The organism is Micromonospora sp. DSM 45708 (assembly GCF_039566955.1).
Taxonomy (GTDB): Bacteria; Actinomycetota; Actinomycetes; order Mycobacteriales; family Micromonosporaceae; genus Micromonospora.
On sequence record NZ_CP154796.1, the window covers coordinates 1999234 to 2015832 of the forward strand.

Genomic DNA, 16599 nt, shown 5'->3' on the forward strand with positions numbered 1-16599 from the left:
GGTCAGCGGATCAGGGCGAGGACGCTGGCCGGGTCGCCCTTCGCGTGCAGCAGCACCGGGCTCGGCCCGATCGGCAGCGCGCCGGTGCGGGCGGCCGGGTCGGCACCGACCGGGCCGCCGGTCACTCCCGCGGTGGCCGGCAGCGACATCGTGCCCCCGGTGGTCGACCAGACCACCAGGGTGCTCTCCGCACCCCGGCGGAACGCCACCCCGGTCAGCCCCTTGCCGTCGACCGGTTCGGCGGTCGCGTCCCGGGCCGCCGCCGCCAGGGCGGCCATCATCGCGCCGGCCTGCCGCTGGGTGCCGTCCGGGTCGAGCAGGCCGTAGCGGACCTCCGCGCCGGCCCGGTTGTCGGGGTTGTACGCCAGCGGCAGCCAGAGCACCTCGTGGATGCCCCCGGCGACCAGCTGACTGACCACCTTGACCATCTCGTCGCCGCGGGCCGCGGCGTCGTCCGCGCCGTCCTTCCAGAACTGGCCGACCTCCCACGCCTGCACCGGCACCCCGGTGGGGGTCTCCGCGCGCAGGTAGTCCAGCAGCGCCGGCACCCCGGAGAAGTGCTCGTAGAAGTGCAGTTGCCGGACGTCGACCACCCGGTCGTCGAGCAGCTTCTCGGTGACCGCCAGGTAGGCCAGGTTGCGGGAGTTCTGCGCGTTGTCCAGCGCCGCGCGCAACGCCGCCGGGTCGGCGACCGGCGGGATCAGCCGCCCCCGGGTGCCGATCCGCCGCTGGAAGTACGCCTGGTAGGCGGCGACGGCCTGGTCCGGCTGCCCAGCGCGCAACAGCCGGTCGGCCACCCCCATCCCGTACGCCACGCTGCTCATGCCCGAGTCGACCACCTTGGCCCGCGGGTCGGCCGACCGGATCGCCTCGGCGGCGGCGGTGACCAGCCGGCGGTAGTCCTCGGGGCTGCCGGCCCAGTACTGCTGCGCGTTGACCTCGTTCTCGATGGCGTACTCGCGGACGCCGTACGGGGCGTACCGCTGCACCAGGGCGCGGACGAACGTCTGGTAGGCGGCGAGGTCCCGGGGCATCGCCGACTCGGTCTTGTCGGCCTGGCCCCGGGTGAACCTCGCCGTCCCGCCGGTGGCCCAGCAGACCCCGGTACGGATCTTCAGGTGCAGGGTGATGCCGAGCTGCCGGCTGCGCTCGGCGAGCTGGTCCACCGCCGAGAAGTCCGGGCTGCCCTGGGTCTTCTCGATGTCGCACCAGCTCAGCTCGTGGTAGGTCGCCGAGCCGGAGAGCTTCTCCAGGTAGGGCACGAACTGGTCGTAGCGGGACCAGTCCCAGTGCGCGCCGAACGGGTTACGGGCCGTCGCGCCGGCCGGTGGCGCGCCGGTGGCACCGGCCGACGGGGTGGCCGCCGACGGGGCCGGGCGGGGGGCGGGACCGTCCGAACAGGCCGCCCCGGCGACCAGGGCGGCCAGCAGCACCCCGGCGGCCAGCACCCGCCGCCCGGTCCGGTGGCTCACCGATAGCCCAGTTCGCGCAGGGTGGCACCGGAGAAGATCCGGACCAGCACCCGCAGGAAGGGGTCCAGTTCCCGGCGGTAGGTGCCGACCCGGGAGCCGTAGATCGGGGCGTCGGTGCCGGCGGCGGCCCGTCGACGATCCGCCTCGGCGGTGTACTTGCCCGCCACGTCGTGCTGTTTGCCGTCGTAGTCGAGCACGCCCGCCTCCCAGGGTTCGCCGAGGAACTCGAACAGGCCCCGCATGGCCTTCTCCGGGTCGGTGACCGTCTCCTCGTAGCGCAGTTCGTGGTAGCGGTCGGCCGGCAGCCGGGCCCCGGAGGCGCGGGCGATGCGGATGTAGCGCGGCCACTTCACCACGCACTTCACCGCCGACCAGTAGCCGAACCGCTTGCGGTGCGACACCACCACGTCCCGGCCGTCCCGTACGACGTGCACGAACTGCGCGTCGGGAAAGACCTCGGCCAGGAAGTCGATGGAGAGCGCGTAGAGCGGTGTCTTGTCGGCCCAGCGGGTCTTTCCCCGGGACCGGGCGTAGTCGGCCTGGACGCCGCCGAAGAAGTCGGCGATGTGGCCCAGCCAGTACTCCCGGGGGAACCCGAAGCGGGCCAGCCGTTCCCAGTCCCGCCCGACGATGCGTTGCATGTCGGCCAGGAACCGGGTCTCCGGGCCGCAACTGACCCGGGAGTGCGAGTCCAGCACCAGCCGCAGCATCGTGGTGCCGGACCGCTGGCAGCCGACCAGGAAGATCGGCCCCCGGGCCGCTGCCGCCCGCGCCGCCGGGGTGTGCGGTTCAGCCACGGTCCACCGCCTCCGGCCGGCCGGCCGTGGTGTCCAGCCGCTCGGCCAGCGTGGTGCAGAGCGCCCTGACCCGGGCGTCGATCTCCAGTCGGGGCCGCGCCGGGGTGCGCGCGCCGACGTGCGCGTGCAGCACCGGGTCGTACGGCAGGTCGAGGAAGGCGCACAGCCGCCGGGTGGACCCCGCCGGGTCGGCGACCAGCAGGTCGTACGAGCAGAGCAGGGTGTCCGGGCGGTCGGCCAGCCCGAGGGAGAAGTACAACGAATTGCGCACGTACCAGAACAGGGCGGCGGCGGTGTGCGGGGTCATCCGGTCGTAGTCGAAGCCGGCGACCAGGTCCCGCATCGGCGCGTCCAGGCGCTGCCCCTGCCAGCGGTCCCCGATCGTGCCGTCGGCGATCGCCCGCAGCGCCCGCAGGTTGGCGTCGCCGAACTTCGCCACCTCGGAGCGGGCCCGGTCGTCGACGTCCCGGTACGCCCACAGCGCACGCCCCGGCGCGACCCCGGCCAGGTCGAGCAGCTCGTCCACCCGGTGCGTGTCGCACAGCGGCTTGACCAGCACGTACCGGTGCCGGCTGCGCCGGATGACGGCGCCGAGCACCGGGTCGGGGCGTAACCGGAAGCGGTGGAACACGGCCCTGTCGTTCTCGTTGCGGACCTCCACCGACGGGTCGGCATCCAGCCCCCGGGTCAGCATGTTGGTGCCGGAGCGTTGCAGGCCCACCAGATAGACCGGGACGGCCCGGCCGGGCGGCCGGGGATGGGTCCGCCGCCAGCGCCACTTCGCCAGCGCGATGCGGGTCCGGTCGACCGGGTCGAGCCGGTCCTCCTCGATCAGCCGCCGGACGCCCTCGGCGCGCGCCCAGCGCAGGTGCCGGCGGACCCGTCGGGCGGTGTACGCCAGCGCCGAGGGCTCGTCGGGGTGGGGCACCGGGGTCCTCCTCGGGCACGTCAGGCGCAGTGGGGCACACGGTACCGGCAGATCATCACGGCTGACCACGTGGCCGTGTGGTCAGCCGGCGATAGGCCATGCGGTCAGCCTGGGATCATGAGCTGGACTCACGAGGTGGGTGGTGCATACGGTGGGGCCCCTGGCCACCGCTGCTGTCCGGGGCGACCATCCCACCCCTGGACCCCGACGAACCGCAGCAGCCACCCCCGGAGCAGGCCGATGCGTGTCCTCCATGTCAACAAGTTCCTCTACCGGCGCGGCGGCGCCGAGGGCTACCTGCTCGACGTCGCCGAGCTGCAACGGAGCGACGGCGACGAGGTGAGCTTCTTCGGCATGACCCACCCGGACAACGACGCCCCCACCCCGTACGCCCGGCACTTCCCGCCCCGGGTGGAGCTGGACCCGGCGCCACGCGGCGCGGGCCCCCGGGCGGCGGTGGCGGCCCGGATGATCTGGTCGCCGGCCAGCCGGCGTGGCCTGGCCCGGGTGCTCGACGAGTTCCGGCCCGACGTGGTCCACCTGCACAACATCTACCACCAGCTCTCCCCGTCGGTGCTGGCCGCGGTGCGGGCCGCCCGGGTGCCGGCGGTGATGACCCTGCACGACTACAAGCTGGCCTGCCCCAGCTATCAGATGCTCGACCGGGGGGCGGTCTGCGACGCCTGCGTGACGGGCGGTCCGTTGCGCGCGGCCCGTCGCCGCTGCAAGGACGGTTCGTTCGGGGCCAGCTCGCTGCTGGCCGTCGAGTCCTGGCTGCACCGCACGACCCGGGCGTACGGGCCGGTGCAGGCGTTCGTCAGCCCCAGCCGGTTCCTGGCCGACGTGATGCGCCGGGCCGGTGTCTTCCCCGACCGGATGCACGTGGTGTCGCACTTCGTCGACGTCGCCGCGACGGCGGTGAAGGCGGCTCCCGGCGGGCCGGTGGTCTTCGCCGGCCGGCTGGCCCCGGAGAAGGGCGTCGACGTGCTCATCGAGGCGCTCACCCGCCTGCCCGACGACGTCGTGCTGGAGGTCGCCGGGGACGGCCCGGCCCGCGACGGGCTGACCGAGCTGGCCCGGCGGCGGGCCCCCGGCCGGGTCCGGTTCCACGGCCGGCTGGACAAGGCCCGGCTGCACGAGCTGGTCCGCTCGGCCACGGTGGTGGCGGTGCCGTCCCGGTGGAACGAGAACCAGCCGATGGCGGTGCTGGAGGCGTACGGCTGCGGGGTGCCGGTGGTCGCCTCCGACCTGGGTGGGCTGCCCGAGCTGGTCACCGCCGGGGTGGACGGCGAGGTGGTGCCCCCCGACGATCCGGTCGCGCTGGCCGCCGGGCTGGCCCGGCTGCTGGCCGACCCGCAGCGGGCGTACCGGATGGGGCGGGCCGGCCGGGCGCGGGTGGAGCGGGACTTCTCCCCGCAGGCGCACCTGACCCGGTTGCGGGAGGTCTACGCGACCGCCGCGCGGACCGTGCGGGAGCCGGCGTGAATCCGCCGGTGCGGGTGCTCTACCTGGCCGGCAGCGGACGCAGCGGCAGCACGCTGGTCACCACCGTCCTCGGGCAGTACCCGGGGGTCTTCGCCGCCGGGGAGCTGCGCTACCTGTGGCAGCGCGGCGCGGTGGAGAACCGGCCGTGCGGCTGCGGCCGGCCGCTGCGGGACTGCCCGCTGTGGCGTGCGGTTCTCCGGGAGCTGCCGGTGGAGCGGGCCGCCCCGACGATCGCCGCCGGACTGCGGGGCCGGCTGCGGATGCGCGGGCTGCCGGCGCTGCTGCGTCGCCACCGGCGGGGGGTCCGGCCGGTGCCCGCGCACCCCGACGACGCGGCGCTGGCCGACCTGTACGCGGCCGTGGCCCGGCACGCCGGGGCCCGGGTGGTGGTCGACTCGTCGAAGCTGCCCCCGTACGGCGCGCTGGTCGCCGCGCTGCCCAGCATCGACCTGCGGGTGCTGCACCTGGTCCGTGACCCCCGGGCCACCGCCTTCTCCTGGCGTCGTCGCCGGGGGCTGGACGGCGACACCGATCCGGAGCTGATGAGCCGGCCGCCGGTATGGAAGGCGGCCCTGCTCTGGCTGGTGTGGAACACCGTGACCGTCCGGCTGTGGGGTGACCGCGCCCCGGGGGGCTACCTGCGGGTGCGCTACGAGGACCTGACCGCCGATCCGGAGGGGACGCTGCGCCGGATCGCCGTCTTCGCGGGGGTCGACCCCGCTGGCGGCCCGTTCACCGGCCCGGCGACGGTCCGGCTGAGGCCGACGCACTCGGTGGCCGGCAACCCGTCCCGGCACCGGACCGGCCCGGTGCCGATCACCGTCGACGCGCAGTGGCGCCGCGACCTGTCCCGCTGGTCGTACGCGCTGGTCACCGCGCTGACCGCGGCGGGGCTGCGCCGGTTCGGCTACCGGTGGCGGCGCGGCGGCCCGGGCCCGGCGGGGGCCGAACGGTCGACGGGGGACGGGCGGTTCGCGCAGGGTGGGCCGGCTGCGGCCGGTGGGTGGTCGGTGGGCGTCGGGCGATCGGGGCCGGCCCGGCACGAGGAGGGCTGAGCGATGTTGGCGGTGGTGGTCGGCACCGGGCGGTGCGGGTCGACCCTGGTGCAGGAGTTGTTGTCCCGGCATCCCGGCGTCGGGTTCGTCTCCGGCGTCGACGACAAGCTGTCCCGGCTCAACCTGGCCGGCCGGCTCAACGGCCCGCTGTACCGGCGCTCCGTGCCCCGTCCGGCGGGGATGACCTCGCTGCGGCACAGCCGCCGGCTGCTGGAGAAGGGCCGGCTGCGGGTCGCCCCGTCGGAGGCGTACCGCCTGCTGGACCGGCACGTGCTTGCCGGGTTCTCCCGCCCGTGCCGGGACCTGACCGCCGAGGATCTCACCCCGTACCTGCGGCGGCGGCTGCGCGCCTTCTTCGACGCCCGGATCGCCCGGCAGGGATGCCGGCTGCTGCTGCACCACGTGACCGGTTGGCCGAGGACCGGGTTCCTGCGGGCCGGCTACCCGGAGCTGCGGGTGGTCAACGTGATCCGCGACGGCCGGGCGGTGACCAACTCCTGGCTCCAGATGGGCTGGTGGGACGGCTGGCGGGGGCCGGACAACTGGTTCCTCGGCCCGCTGCCGACCGACCTGCGCCGGGAGTGGGAGGAGTACGACAGGTCGTTTCCGGTGCTCGCCGCGCTGGGCTGGAAGATGCTGATGGACCGGTTCGCCGAGGCCCGCGCGGCGCACCCCGCGGCGCAGTGGCTCGACGTGCGCTACGAGGACCTGCTCGCCGACCCGCGCGGCGAGGTGGCCCGGATGCTCGACTTCCTCGACCTGGACTGGTCGCCGGCGTTCGAGAAGGGCTTCGGACGGTACCGGTTCCACGCCGGTCGGCGGGCCGCCTACCACGAGGAGTTGGGCGTCGCGCAGCTCGCCGCCGTGGAACGGGTGCTGGACAAGCCGCTGCGGCAGTGGGGCTACCGGGACTGACCGGCGTGGCGCACCGTCGTCGGACGCCGGCGCGTCGGCGTCGTCGGAGCGGTGTGGGCAAAGTTCCTACAGGTGCAGGTGGTGGTGCCGGTCGGTCGGCCCATAGCGTGCCGGGTCTCGGGACATTCAAGGAGACTGCATGGCTGCAATGGGAACGCCCCTTCGCGCCGGGGCGACCGTACTGTCCGCGGTGCTGCTTGCCGCCCTGGGCGCGGCGCCACGGGCGGTGGCGGCGTCGGACGAACCGGCGATCGTGGTCCAGGACGGCGTCACCCAGCCGGTGTTCGGCTACGCCGACGCCATCCGGGAACGCCTGTTCATCGACTCCACCTTCGACAGCGACAACGACGGTCTGCGCGACATCATCGCGTTCGACCTGATGCGACCGGCGGCCACCGCGAACGGGCTCAAGGTGCCGGTCATCATGGATGCCAGCCCCTACTACTCGACGGTCTGCCGGGGCAACGAGTCCGAGTGCAAGGCCGACCTGGACGGCGACGGCCTGCTGGACAAGTGGCCGCTGTTCTACGACAACTACTTCGTGCCGCGCGGCTACGCGGTGATTCTGCTGGACATGGTGGGCACCAACAACTCCACCGGCTGCCCCACTACCAACGCCAACCAGGACAATCTCAGCGCCAAGCAGGCGATCAACTGGCTCAACGGCCGGGCCACCGCGCGCAACGCGGCCGGCCAGGTGGTCACCGCCGACTGGCACAACGGCAAGTCGGGCATGATCGGCAAGTCGTACGACGGCTCCTTGGCCATGGCGACGGCGGTGACCGGCGTCAAGGGCCTGACCACGGTGGTGCCGATCAGCGGTCCCACCGAGTACTACGACTACGTGCGCAGCAACGGGGTGGTCACCCGGGGCAACAGCTACGTGTCGTCGCTGGCCAACACGGTCACCAACCCGGAGCGTCGGGAGTACTGCAAGCCGGTGCGCGACGCGATCGGCGCCGCCGACGGCGACGAGCACGGCGACTACACCGCCTTCTGGAACGAGCGCAGCTACGTCAAGAAGGTTCCCAACATGACCGCCAGCGTGCTGCTCTACCACGGTCTCAACGACGACAACGTCCGCCCGGACCACTTCAGCAAGTTCTGGTACGCCCTGGCGGAGAACAACATCCCGCGCAAGCTGTGGCTCTCCCAGGAGGGGCACGTCGACCCGTTCGACTCGCGGCGCGCGGTCTGGGTGTCCACCCTGCACCGGTGGTTCGACTTCTGGCTGCACGGGGTGGCCAACGGGATCATGGACGAGCCCCGGGTCGACCTGGAGCGGGCCGCGGACGTGTGGGAGACCCACGCCGACTGGCCGATCCCCGGCAAGGCCGACACCGAGGTGTTCCTGCAACCCGGCACCACCGGGGCCGGCGGCCTGAAGCTGGTGCCGACCGCCAAGCCGGCGACCGGCGCGTTCCAGGACAGCCGTACCCAGAGCCAGAACACCATGATCCTCAACCCGGACACGGTGCAGCCGAACCGGCTGGCGTTCCTGTCCGCGCCGCTGACCGCGCCCCTGCACATCTCGGGCACGCCGACGGTGCAGCTGCGGGCCTCGGCCGACCAGACCGACACCAACTTCGGGGCGATCCTGGTCGACTACGGCACCGACGAGCGGGTGGCGCACCGGGCCTCCGGTGAGGGCATCATCACCCTGGCCACCGAGGACTGCTGGGGGCTGAACAGCCCGACCGACGACGGCTGCTACAAGCAGACCGCCAAGCGGGTCGCCACGGCCGACTACGAGCTGGTCACCAAGGGCATCATGGACGCCCAGAACCGGCAGTCCATCCGCGTCGCCGTGCCGCTGGTGGTGGGGGAGTCGTACAACTTCACCTTCCCGCTGCTGCCGGAGGACTACGTCTTCAAGTCGGGCCACCGGATCGGCGTGATCATCGTGGCCAGCTACCCGCAGTACTCCAGCCAGGCGGACACCACCGCCGCGAACATCACGGTCGCCCTGAAGAGCAGCAAGATCGTTCTTCCGGTGGTCGGCGGCACCACCGCCGCCCACGCGGCCGGTCTCTGACCGGTTCCCGGGTGGCCGCCGCCGCAGCACCGCTGCGCCGTCGGCCATCCGGCCCGCCCCCTTCCCGCTCGGGTCGCAATGGTGACAGGAAGTGTTCGGTAGCTCACCTACGCTCTGGTCGGATACCCGCGGTGGAAGTCACGGCGGGGCCGGCAGGAGAGGTGTGGGCCATGCAGGCAGAGCGTACGGCTGCCCAGTTGCGCTACGACCAGACGGTGACGATCAAGGCCCTGCCGCGGCCGAAGGAGGAACCGACCCGGCCGACCGACAGCGAGAACCGGGTCTGCGGCGATGACCTGGTCTCGGCGTTGGAACGGCAGGTGTACAAGACGCCACTGTTCATGGTCGACACCTGGGCGCGGGGGCAGCAGGAGGCTTTCGGTCAGCAAGGCCCGGCGATCGCGATCGAGAAGTCGTACCGCAAGTGGGAAAGCACCGCACACCTGGAGATCGAGTCGCCGGCGTTGCTGTCGAACGAGGGCCTGAAGCTGCACTTCAGCGTGACGGGCAACCCGCGGTACATGGCTCAGCCCCACGACCTGATCCCGATCTACCTGGAGACGCCGACCGCGGACACGAAGAAGCCGGGCGAGCGGCAGCTTTTGGTGGTGGTGATCGAGCCGACGTGGGACTACAACCACTGGGAGATCCGGGTCGAGTACACGCTGCCGCAGTTGGCCACGATTCTCAAGATCAATCCGAGCGGCCCAGTGACCGCTCAGACGATCATCCAGCGGTACCGTGAGCTGGGCCTGCGTGCGCAGTGGCTCGGCGTGGCCGACCAGCAGCAGGTCCAGGTCAACGGGGTACGCCACGAGAGCGGCGGGCTGGATCAGAAGGGGGGCTCCGGCAAGCTGCGGCTGGTCCCGTACACCCTGCTGGAACTGGCCGGCACCGAGAACCGGCGCAACACGTCCTGGAACATGAGCGAGAAGCTCAACACCAGCCGCCCGGTGTTCAACACCTTCCAGGAGATCCTCCAGGGCGGCAAGGAGATGATGACCACCCTGGAGTGCGAGGCGGAGTACAGGCTCGCCCGCGAGAGCGACCTCGACCAGGTCATCGTCGCCATGAACAAGCTGCACGACGACGGCGAGATGCAGAAGCGGCTGGGCATCCTCAAGATGACCGGCGAGCAGAAGGTGTACGAGGACACCTACTTCGACCTGCCCAACCCGTACGATCTGCTGGCCAACCGGATCGTGCTGCGCCGACGGCACCGCAGCAGCGACGCCGGGGGCACGTACCTCTTCGCGCTCAAGGGCAAGACGCACCAGGACGGCGAGGGCCGACGGCTGCGCCTGGCGGCGCAGTGCCAGTTGAAGACCACCGCGCTGACGACCACGGCCGGTCAGGCGCTGCTGCGGCGGTTCCTCACGGACGACTCGGCCGACAACGCGGTGGGCCGTACGATGCTGCACGCGCTGGACCACGTGAAGCCCGTGATCAACCGCCTGAAGCAGGAGGACATCGTCCCGGCGTTGACGGTCGTGTCGAACCGGGACACGTTCACGATGACGCTGGCCAACGGCACACAGATCGACTTCAGCGCGGACAAGGCCACCGGCCAGCTCGGCGACGGGCGCTCGGCGACCGTGTACAGCTTCGAGTTCGGGGTGGGCCACCCGGCCCTGACCCAGGCCGCGACGACCGGAGGCCCGACCACCGGCGGGGACGGCGAGACGACCAAGAAGGTTTCGGTCAAAGACAAGATCGGACAGTTCGAGGGCGCCGCGCCGCAGATCGTACGGCCGTACCACGTGCCCGCCGACCTGGTGAACCCGGCCGTGTTCCAGCAGCCCGACTACCAGCAGTTCGTCAAGCTGCTGCACGCCGTCGTCACCGACGTGTTCCAGCTCGACATCAAGCGTCTCGAACTGGGCGGCAACAAGGCCCACGACCTGGCGAGGCTCCTCGGTCTCATCTGACTCCTGGAACGGCACCACCGGGCACGTGTACACAGGGTGCTACCAACAGCCCACCACGAGGCCGCCACGCAGTGTCGACGCTCCCGCGCCTGAGCGGCTGGTGTTGACCTCGTGGCGGCGAGGCGGGTCACGAGCGGCAGGCTGGACGGGGGTCGCGGCTGTCGGCACGGTCCCTGCCGTCCTCGGCACCGGACATGTTGGAATCGTCGTTGTGGTGATGGCATGCAGTTCCGGGTGCTAGGTCCGCCGGAGATCCTTCGGGACGGGCGGGTGGTGCCCGTCGGAGGGCCGAAACAGCAGGCGCTGCTGGCCCTGTTCCTGTTGCGACCCAACCGGTTCGTCGCCGCCGACTGGCTGGTCGAGGCGCTGTGGGACGGGCGACCGCCGGTCAGCGCCCAGATGACGCTGCGCACGTACGTCGCCGGCTTGCGGCGGGCCGTGGAGCCCGAGCGGTCCCATCGCGAGCCGGCTCGAATCCTGTGTAGCCGCCCGAGAGGGTACGAGCTGCGGGTGAACGCCGACGCCATCGACGCGGTCCGGTTCGGCGCGCTCGTGGACCAGGCGGCGGAGGCGTTCGCGGCCGGAGAGCCGGCGGTCGCCGAGCGTCGCTACGCCGAGGCGTTGGCGTTGTGGCGGGGCGAGCCGCTGGCGGGTCTCGCCGAGCTGGCCGCGGTGCGCCCGGAGGTGACACGCCTGGCTGAGCTGCGGTTGAGCGCCGAGGAGGGCCGTCTGACCGCCGCCGTCGTGGCCGGCCGGCACGCGTCGCAACTGGCGGAGCTGCGCCGGTTCGTGGCAGCGAACCCGCTGCGCGAGGGGGCTCGGGCGCACCTGATGTCGGCGCTGTACCGGTCCGGCCGGCAGGCCGAGGCGCTGGCGGCCTTCGACGAGGGGCGCCGGGTCCTGGCCAGCGAGTACGGGCTCGACCCCGGGGAACAGATCCGGGCGGCGCACCGGCTGATCCTGGAGCAGGCCGAGCCGGCCGGACCGCCCGGGCGGGGTCCGGTTGCGGCCGGCGTGTCACCAGACCGGGGCGCGGACCGGCTGGTGGGTCGTGGCGCGGAGCTGGCGCGGCTACGGGAATCGCTCGGCGCGGCCACCCGACACGGCGGGCGGGTGCTGGCTCTGGTGGGGGAGGCCGGCATCGGCAAGACCAGCCTCGCCGCGACACTCAGCGCGCAGGCCGCCGCGAACGACGTCCCCGTGGTCTGGGGCCGCTGTCCCGATGTCGGGCAGGCGCCACCGTTCTGGCTGTGGAGCCAGGTGGTACGCGCGCTCGTGGCGATGCCGGAGGCCAGCGCCACCGGCTCGGAGAGCCGGCTGGCCGGGTTCGCCGCGGGTTCGCTGCCGGGCCCGGCGGACGGCGGCGGGCCCGACCCGACGGCGCGGTTCCAGGTTTACGAGGCGGTGTCGGAACTGGTGCACGCGGTGGCCCGGCGGCGCGGCCTGCTGGTCGTGTTGGACGACCTGCACGCCGCCGACCCGGACTCGCTGCTGTTGCTGCGGTTCCTCTCCGCCGATCTGTCGGCGGCCCGGGCACTGGTGGTGGCCACCCTCCGCCCGTACGACCATGACCCGGCCCTGGTGGCGACCGTCGCCGAGCTGGCTCGCGGTCGGGGGTTCAGTCAGCTCCGACTCGACGGGCTGGACGCGTCCTCGGTCGCCGACCTCGTCCGGGACCGGACCGGGGTGGCACCGCCGGAGCCGGTCGTGGCGCGACTCGTCACCCGTACCGGCGGGAATCCGTTCTTCATCACCGAGCTGCTCCGGGCCCGGACGGACCCGGCAGCCGCCGCGGAGCTGCCGCCGAGCATCCGGGACACCGTACGGCTGCGTCTCGACGGGTTGTCCGAGCCCGCCCGACGCTGCCTCGACCTGCTCAGCGTGGCCGGTCACGATCTCGACATCCAGCTGATGGCGGCGGCGCTGGACACCACGGCCCCGGCGGTTGCCGAGCGGCTCGCCCCGGCCTACACGGCCGCGCTGGTGACCGAGGCCGGACCGGGCGCGGTCACCTTCCACCATCCGCTCATCGCCGAGGTCACCTACGCCGAGCTGGTCCCGCCGCGTCGGGCCGCACTGCACGCCCGGCTGGCCGTCGCCTACGAGCAGGCGGTGGACGTCGCACCGGCCGAGTTGGCCCACCACTACGGTCAGGCGATCGGGCTCGGCCACGGTGCGGACCACCTGAGGTGGTCGCTGCTCGCCGCCGACGACGCGACCCGGCGGGTCGCCTACGAGGACGCGCTCGGTCACCTGGCACGTGCCGCACACCGGCTGGCCCCGACCGCGCAGGTCCTGCCCGACGCGGCGTCGACCGAACTGACCGTTCAGCTGCACCGCGCGTCGCTGTTGCAGATGACGGTCGGCGTCGGCAGCGACGCGGTTGACCAGGTCTGCGCCCGTGCCCGTGAGCTGCTGGCGCTCGTGGGGCCGGACGCGGACATCCGGCACGCGCTCTGGGCACTGGGCGAGCTGGCCGCCAACCGGGCCGAGTTCGCGATCTGCGCCGACCTCGCCGGGCGGCTGGTGCGGGCCGAGGACGACGGCAGCCGGCTGACCGCCGTTGCCGGCGAGTACCTGCTCGGGGCGGTCGGCTACTTCACCGGCCGGCCGGCCGACGCGGAACGACGGCTCACCGCCGCGATCGACGGGCTGGGCACTGTCGATCGGGGGCTGCTGCGCCGGGAGGTCGGCCGGCGGCCGGTCCTGGGCTGCCACAACTTCCGGGCGTTGGTCCGCTCGGTACGCGGCAACCCCGCTGGTGCCTGGGCGGACATCGCCGATGCCGAGGCCCTCGCCGAGGAGCTGGACGACCCGTACGGCCGGGCGAACGCGGCACTCTACGCCGCCTGGCTGGCGATGCAGGAACACGACGTCGCCGCGGCCGACGCCGCAGGGCGGCGCTGCCGGGACATCGGACGGGCCACCGGCCTGCCGCACATGATCGCGACAGGCGCGTTCGTCGCCGAATGGGCTGCCGCGCGCGGCGGGGAGCACGACCGGCTCGAAGCGATGAGCGCCGCCGGTGAGGGGATCTACCGTCCTGGGCTGCGCTCCACCCGGACCATCACGCTGTGCGCGATGGCCGAGGCGTACCTGACCGCCGGGCGCCCGGAGACCGCGGCGATGCTGGCCGAGGAGGCGTTGGCCGTGGCCGACCGGGTGGGCGAGCTGGTGTTCGTCGCGGAGCTGCACCGGATTCGCGGCGTCGCGCGCCGCGACCGCACGGAGTGGGACCTCGGGTCCCGGATCGCAACCGAGCAGGGTGCCGGGTTGTTGCTGCAGCGGTTCGTCGGCTACTGACCGGCGTGGAGGCCGGTCTCCACGCCGTCTCCACACCTTTTCCACGCCGGCCTGGTGCGGTGGTCGGTGTCAGGGGAGAACGGCCGGGTGCCGTCCCCACCCGAACGTCGTCCGAAGGGCACCGCCATGGGTCCAGATCAGCCGTCGGCTCACCACCCGGTCCAGGAGGTCGACGTCGCCGTCGTCGGCTGTGGACCGGTCGGTGCGCTCACCGCCAACCTGCTCGGCGCTCGCGGCGTCTCCACACTGGTCGTGGAGCGGAGCGAGGCCCCGCACGGCCAGCCGCGGGCGTTCTCCTGCGACGACGAGGCGCTCCGCATCTACCAGCAGGCCGACCTGCTCGACGAGGTACGGGGTGAGACGGTCGCCCCGCCCCTCGTCGAGTACGTCAGCCGCGCGGGCCGGGTCTTCGCCCGGATGGCGCTGTCCGAGATTGATTTCGGGTACGGGCACGCACCGCTGCGCTTCTTCGACCAGCCACGGCTGGAACGGACGCTGCGGGCCGGGCTGGACCGCTTTCCGCACGTCCAGCTCTCGCTCGGCACCGAGCTGGTCGGTCTCGAGCAGGACCAGGACGGGGTGACCGTGCTCCTGTCCGACGTGGCCACCGGTCAACGGCGGGCGGTTCGCGCCCGGTACCTGCTCGGCTGCGACGGCGCGCGCAGCGCCACCCGGTCCGCCGTCCGCCTCCCCTTGGGCGGGACGAGCTACGCCGAGCCGTGGCTGGCGGTATCCGGCGACGTGCCGCCCGAGGCGGTGCGGGTCAGGGACACCCGGTTCGTCTGCGACTGGCAGCGCCCGGCGTTCGTGTCTCCCGGCGCGGCCGGCAGCTACCGCCTGGAGTTCATGCTGCGCCCGGGTGAGACCGAGGCCGAGATGCTGCTGCCGGCGACCATCGCCGCGCTCGTCTCGCCGTATGTCGACCCGACGCGGTTCACCGTCACCCGGGCGGTGGTCTACAGCTTCCACCACCTCATCGCGCAACGGTGGCGGGAGGGAAGGGTGTTCCTGCTGGGCGACGCGGCTCACCAGATGCCGCCTTTTCTGGGGCAGGGTCTGTGCAGCGGTCTGCGCGACGCGGCGAACCTGTCGTGGAAGCTGGCCCTGGTGCTGTCCCGCGCCGCCGACGCGGCCCTCTTGGACACGTACGAGACCGAGCGGCGCCCGCACACCCTGGAGATGGCGCAGACGAGCGTCCGGCTGGGGCGCGTCTTCCTGGCCCGCAGCCGATCCACCGCCTGGGTGCGGGACACCGTGCTCCGGGCTGTCCAGACGATCCCGCGGGTACGGCGGTTCCTGGAGCGGTTCGAGTTCAAGCCGGTGCCGGCGTACCGGCGGGGCCTGATGGCCGGCGGTCGGCGCGACGGCGTGGTCGGGACCATGTTTCCCCAGCCGCGGGTCCTCATCCCGGGGTCGTCCGGTGCGCGTCTGCTCGACGAGGCGCTCGGCGACGGCTTCGCCGTGCTCGGCCTGGCCACGGAGGGCGGTCCGCTCGGACCGCAGTGGCGCGGGCTGCCGGTGCGGTTCGTCGCGTTCCACCCGTCCGGCACCCCGGTGGCCGGCCTGCCGGACCAGCCCGGGAACGGCCAGCCGGACCGGGTCGACGTCGTCGACGTCGACGGTGTGCTCGGCGGTTGGCTCCGTCACCGCCGCGTCGACCTGGTGGTGCTGCGGCCGGACCGGTTCGTGTTCGCCGTGTCGGCGACCGCCGGGATCGACCGGGTGGGGCAGGATCTGTCGGCCGCCCTCGGCGTGCCGTCGGCGCGGTGGGTCCCGCCGACGGTGACCGCGCAGCGCAGGCGTTGAGGTCCGCCGAGGCAGATGCGGGCTGCGGCGCCGCGCGGACGTGACCTCGGCCCGGGCGGCCGTCGTCGATGGCAACGGGCATGGTTGTACGGACTCGTCCGGACAACCGGACGGTTCGTCCGAGCCCGTCCGGGCAACCCGGCCAGCCCTGGCGACCGGCTCACCCGCGGTCCACGGTCAAGTCAACGCCGGTGACCGCTGGCGAACGACCTTGACGGAGGTACGGAACGTGATCAGAAGGCTCGTACCGAAGCGCACCATCCCGTCTCCCGACGCCACGCCCCGGGCCCGTCGGCGGCTGCCTCGCCGTTCACTTCTCGGGCTGTTTCTCGCTCTGGCCGTGCTGACCGGGGCCGCTGTCGCGCCGTCCGCGGCGATGGCCAACGCCGACGTGACGATCGGGTCATCCGACGTGAACGTACGCGACTGCTACCACCCGGCCCCGAAGAAGTCGTGGCCGGGAACGTGGTGCACCCTCCAGGCCACCCTCGAAGCGCACCTTCAGGTACGGCTCGTGTGTCAGTACCCGGGTGACGGTGTCGGCCCGGAGGGCGACTACTACTGGGACTACGTCCTGTACCCGGCAACGTCGCGGCACGGTTCCGGCGAGGGGTACGTCTCCGACTGGTACGTCAACACGGGCGTCTATTCCTATCCGTACCGGGACTATCGCGTGCCACTGTGCAGCTACTGACCTGAGTGAACGTCTCATCCACGGAGCAAGCGCGGTGCAGGGCCTGGCCCTGCACCGTCCGTTCGTCCAGGACAGCCACCGTCGGCGGTCGTTCGACCGGACCGCCGCAACCCACGCGTCGGAACCTTGACCGGGAACTCGCCGCACTCGCGGTAGCTGAGTAGCGTTCTCCTCACCTTCC

The 16599-nt window shown here is 72.7% G+C and carries 11 protein-coding genes; 8 read left to right on the forward strand and 3 right to left on the reverse strand.

Going from position 1 to position 16599, the window contains the following annotated elements:
* Window positions 1–2 precede the first annotated feature (2 nt).
* The 3 genes from VKK44_RS09095 to VKK44_RS09105 are packed head-to-tail and all read right to left on the reverse strand — an operon-like array spanning window position 3 to window position 3197.
* Window positions 3–1472 carry a hypothetical protein gene (locus VKK44_RS09095; RefSeq protein ID WP_343446411.1) on the reverse strand — a complete coding sequence of 490 codons (1470 nt, stop codon included), beginning with the start codon at window positions 1470–1472 and terminating at the stop codon, window positions 3–5.
* Window positions 1469–2269 (reverse strand): sulfotransferase family protein, encoded by an 801-nt coding sequence (locus VKK44_RS09100; protein WP_343446412.1) that lies wholly within the window; start codon window positions 2267–2269, stop codon window positions 1469–1471. Before VKK44_RS09100 ends, VKK44_RS09095 begins: the two co-directional genes overlap by 4 nt.
* Entirely contained in the window at window positions 2262–3197 is a 936-nt protein-coding gene (locus VKK44_RS09105) for a hypothetical protein (RefSeq protein WP_343446413.1), read from the reverse strand. Before VKK44_RS09105 ends, VKK44_RS09100 begins: the two co-directional genes overlap by 8 nt.
* Before the next feature lie 240 nt (window positions 3198–3437).
* Between VKK44_RS09105 and VKK44_RS09110 the strand changes: the two genes are divergently transcribed.
* The 8 genes from VKK44_RS09110 to VKK44_RS09145 all read left to right on the forward strand — a co-directional run bounded on the left by VKK44_RS09110 (window position 3438) and on the right by VKK44_RS09145 (window position 16418).
* Window positions 3438–4682, forward strand: a complete 1245-nt coding sequence (locus VKK44_RS09110; protein ID WP_343446414.1) for a glycosyltransferase — start codon at window positions 3438–3440, stop codon at window positions 4680–4682.
* Window positions 4679–5737 carry a sulfotransferase family protein gene (locus VKK44_RS09115; protein WP_343446415.1) on the forward strand — a complete coding sequence of 353 codons (1059 nt, stop codon included), beginning with the start codon at window positions 4679–4681 and terminating at the stop codon, window positions 5735–5737. Before VKK44_RS09110 ends, VKK44_RS09115 begins: the two co-directional genes overlap by 4 nt.
* Before the next feature lie 3 nt (window positions 5738–5740).
* Window positions 5741–6652: a sulfotransferase family protein gene (locus tag VKK44_RS09120; protein WP_343446416.1), complete on the forward strand. Its 912-nt coding sequence runs from the start codon at window positions 5741–5743 to the stop codon at window positions 6650–6652.
* Between the two features lie 139 nt (window positions 6653–6791).
* Entirely contained in the window at window positions 6792–8687 is a 1896-nt protein-coding gene (locus VKK44_RS09125) for a CocE/NonD family hydrolase (RefSeq protein ID WP_343446417.1), read from the forward strand.
* Between the two features lie 170 nt (window positions 8688–8857).
* Window positions 8858–10615, forward strand: coding sequence for a hypothetical protein (locus tag VKK44_RS09130; protein WP_343446419.1), 1758 nt, complete (start codon window positions 8858–8860; stop codon window positions 10613–10615).
* Window positions 10616–10837: 222 nt separating this feature from the next.
* Complete coding sequence (locus VKK44_RS09135) at window positions 10838–13918, forward strand: BTAD domain-containing putative transcriptional regulator (protein WP_343446420.1); 3081 nt, start codon at window positions 10838–10840, stop codon at window positions 13916–13918.
* A gap of 126 nt (window positions 13919–14044) precedes the next feature.
* Entirely contained in the window at window positions 14045–15724 is a 1680-nt protein-coding gene (locus tag VKK44_RS09140) for a bifunctional 3-(3-hydroxy-phenyl)propionate/3-hydroxycinnamic acid hydroxylase (RefSeq protein ID WP_343446422.1), read from the forward strand.
* A 229-nt stretch (window positions 15725–15953) separates the two neighbouring features.
* Window positions 15954–16418 carry a hypothetical protein gene (locus VKK44_RS09145; RefSeq protein ID WP_343446423.1) on the forward strand — a complete coding sequence of 155 codons (465 nt, stop codon included), beginning with the start codon at window positions 15954–15956 and terminating at the stop codon, window positions 16416–16418.
* The last annotated feature ends 181 nt before the right edge of the window (window positions 16419–16599 follow it).

Bases quoted from the DNA above. Each gene is read 5' to 3' on its own strand.
- VKK44_RS09140 (WP_343446422.1), top strand. From the start codon at position 14,045: ATGGGTCCAGATCAGCCGTCGGCTCACCACCCGGTCCAGGAGGTCGAC.
- VKK44_RS09125 (WP_343446417.1), top strand. From the start codon at position 6,792: ATGGCTGCAATGGGAACGCCCCTTCGCGCCGGGGCGACCGTACTGTCC.
- VKK44_RS09135 (WP_343446420.1), top strand. From the start codon at position 10,838: ATGCAGTTCCGGGTGCTAGGTCCGCCGGAGATCCTTCGGGACGGGCGG.
- VKK44_RS09130 (WP_343446419.1), top strand. From the start codon at position 8,858: ATGCAGGCAGAGCGTACGGCTGCCCAGTTGCGCTACGACCAGACGGTG.
- VKK44_RS09110 (WP_343446414.1), top strand. From the start codon at position 3,438: ATGCGTGTCCTCCATGTCAACAAGTTCCTCTACCGGCGCGGCGGCGCC.
- VKK44_RS09120 (WP_343446416.1), top strand. From the start codon at position 5,741: ATGTTGGCGGTGGTGGTCGGCACCGGGCGGTGCGGGTCGACCCTGGTG.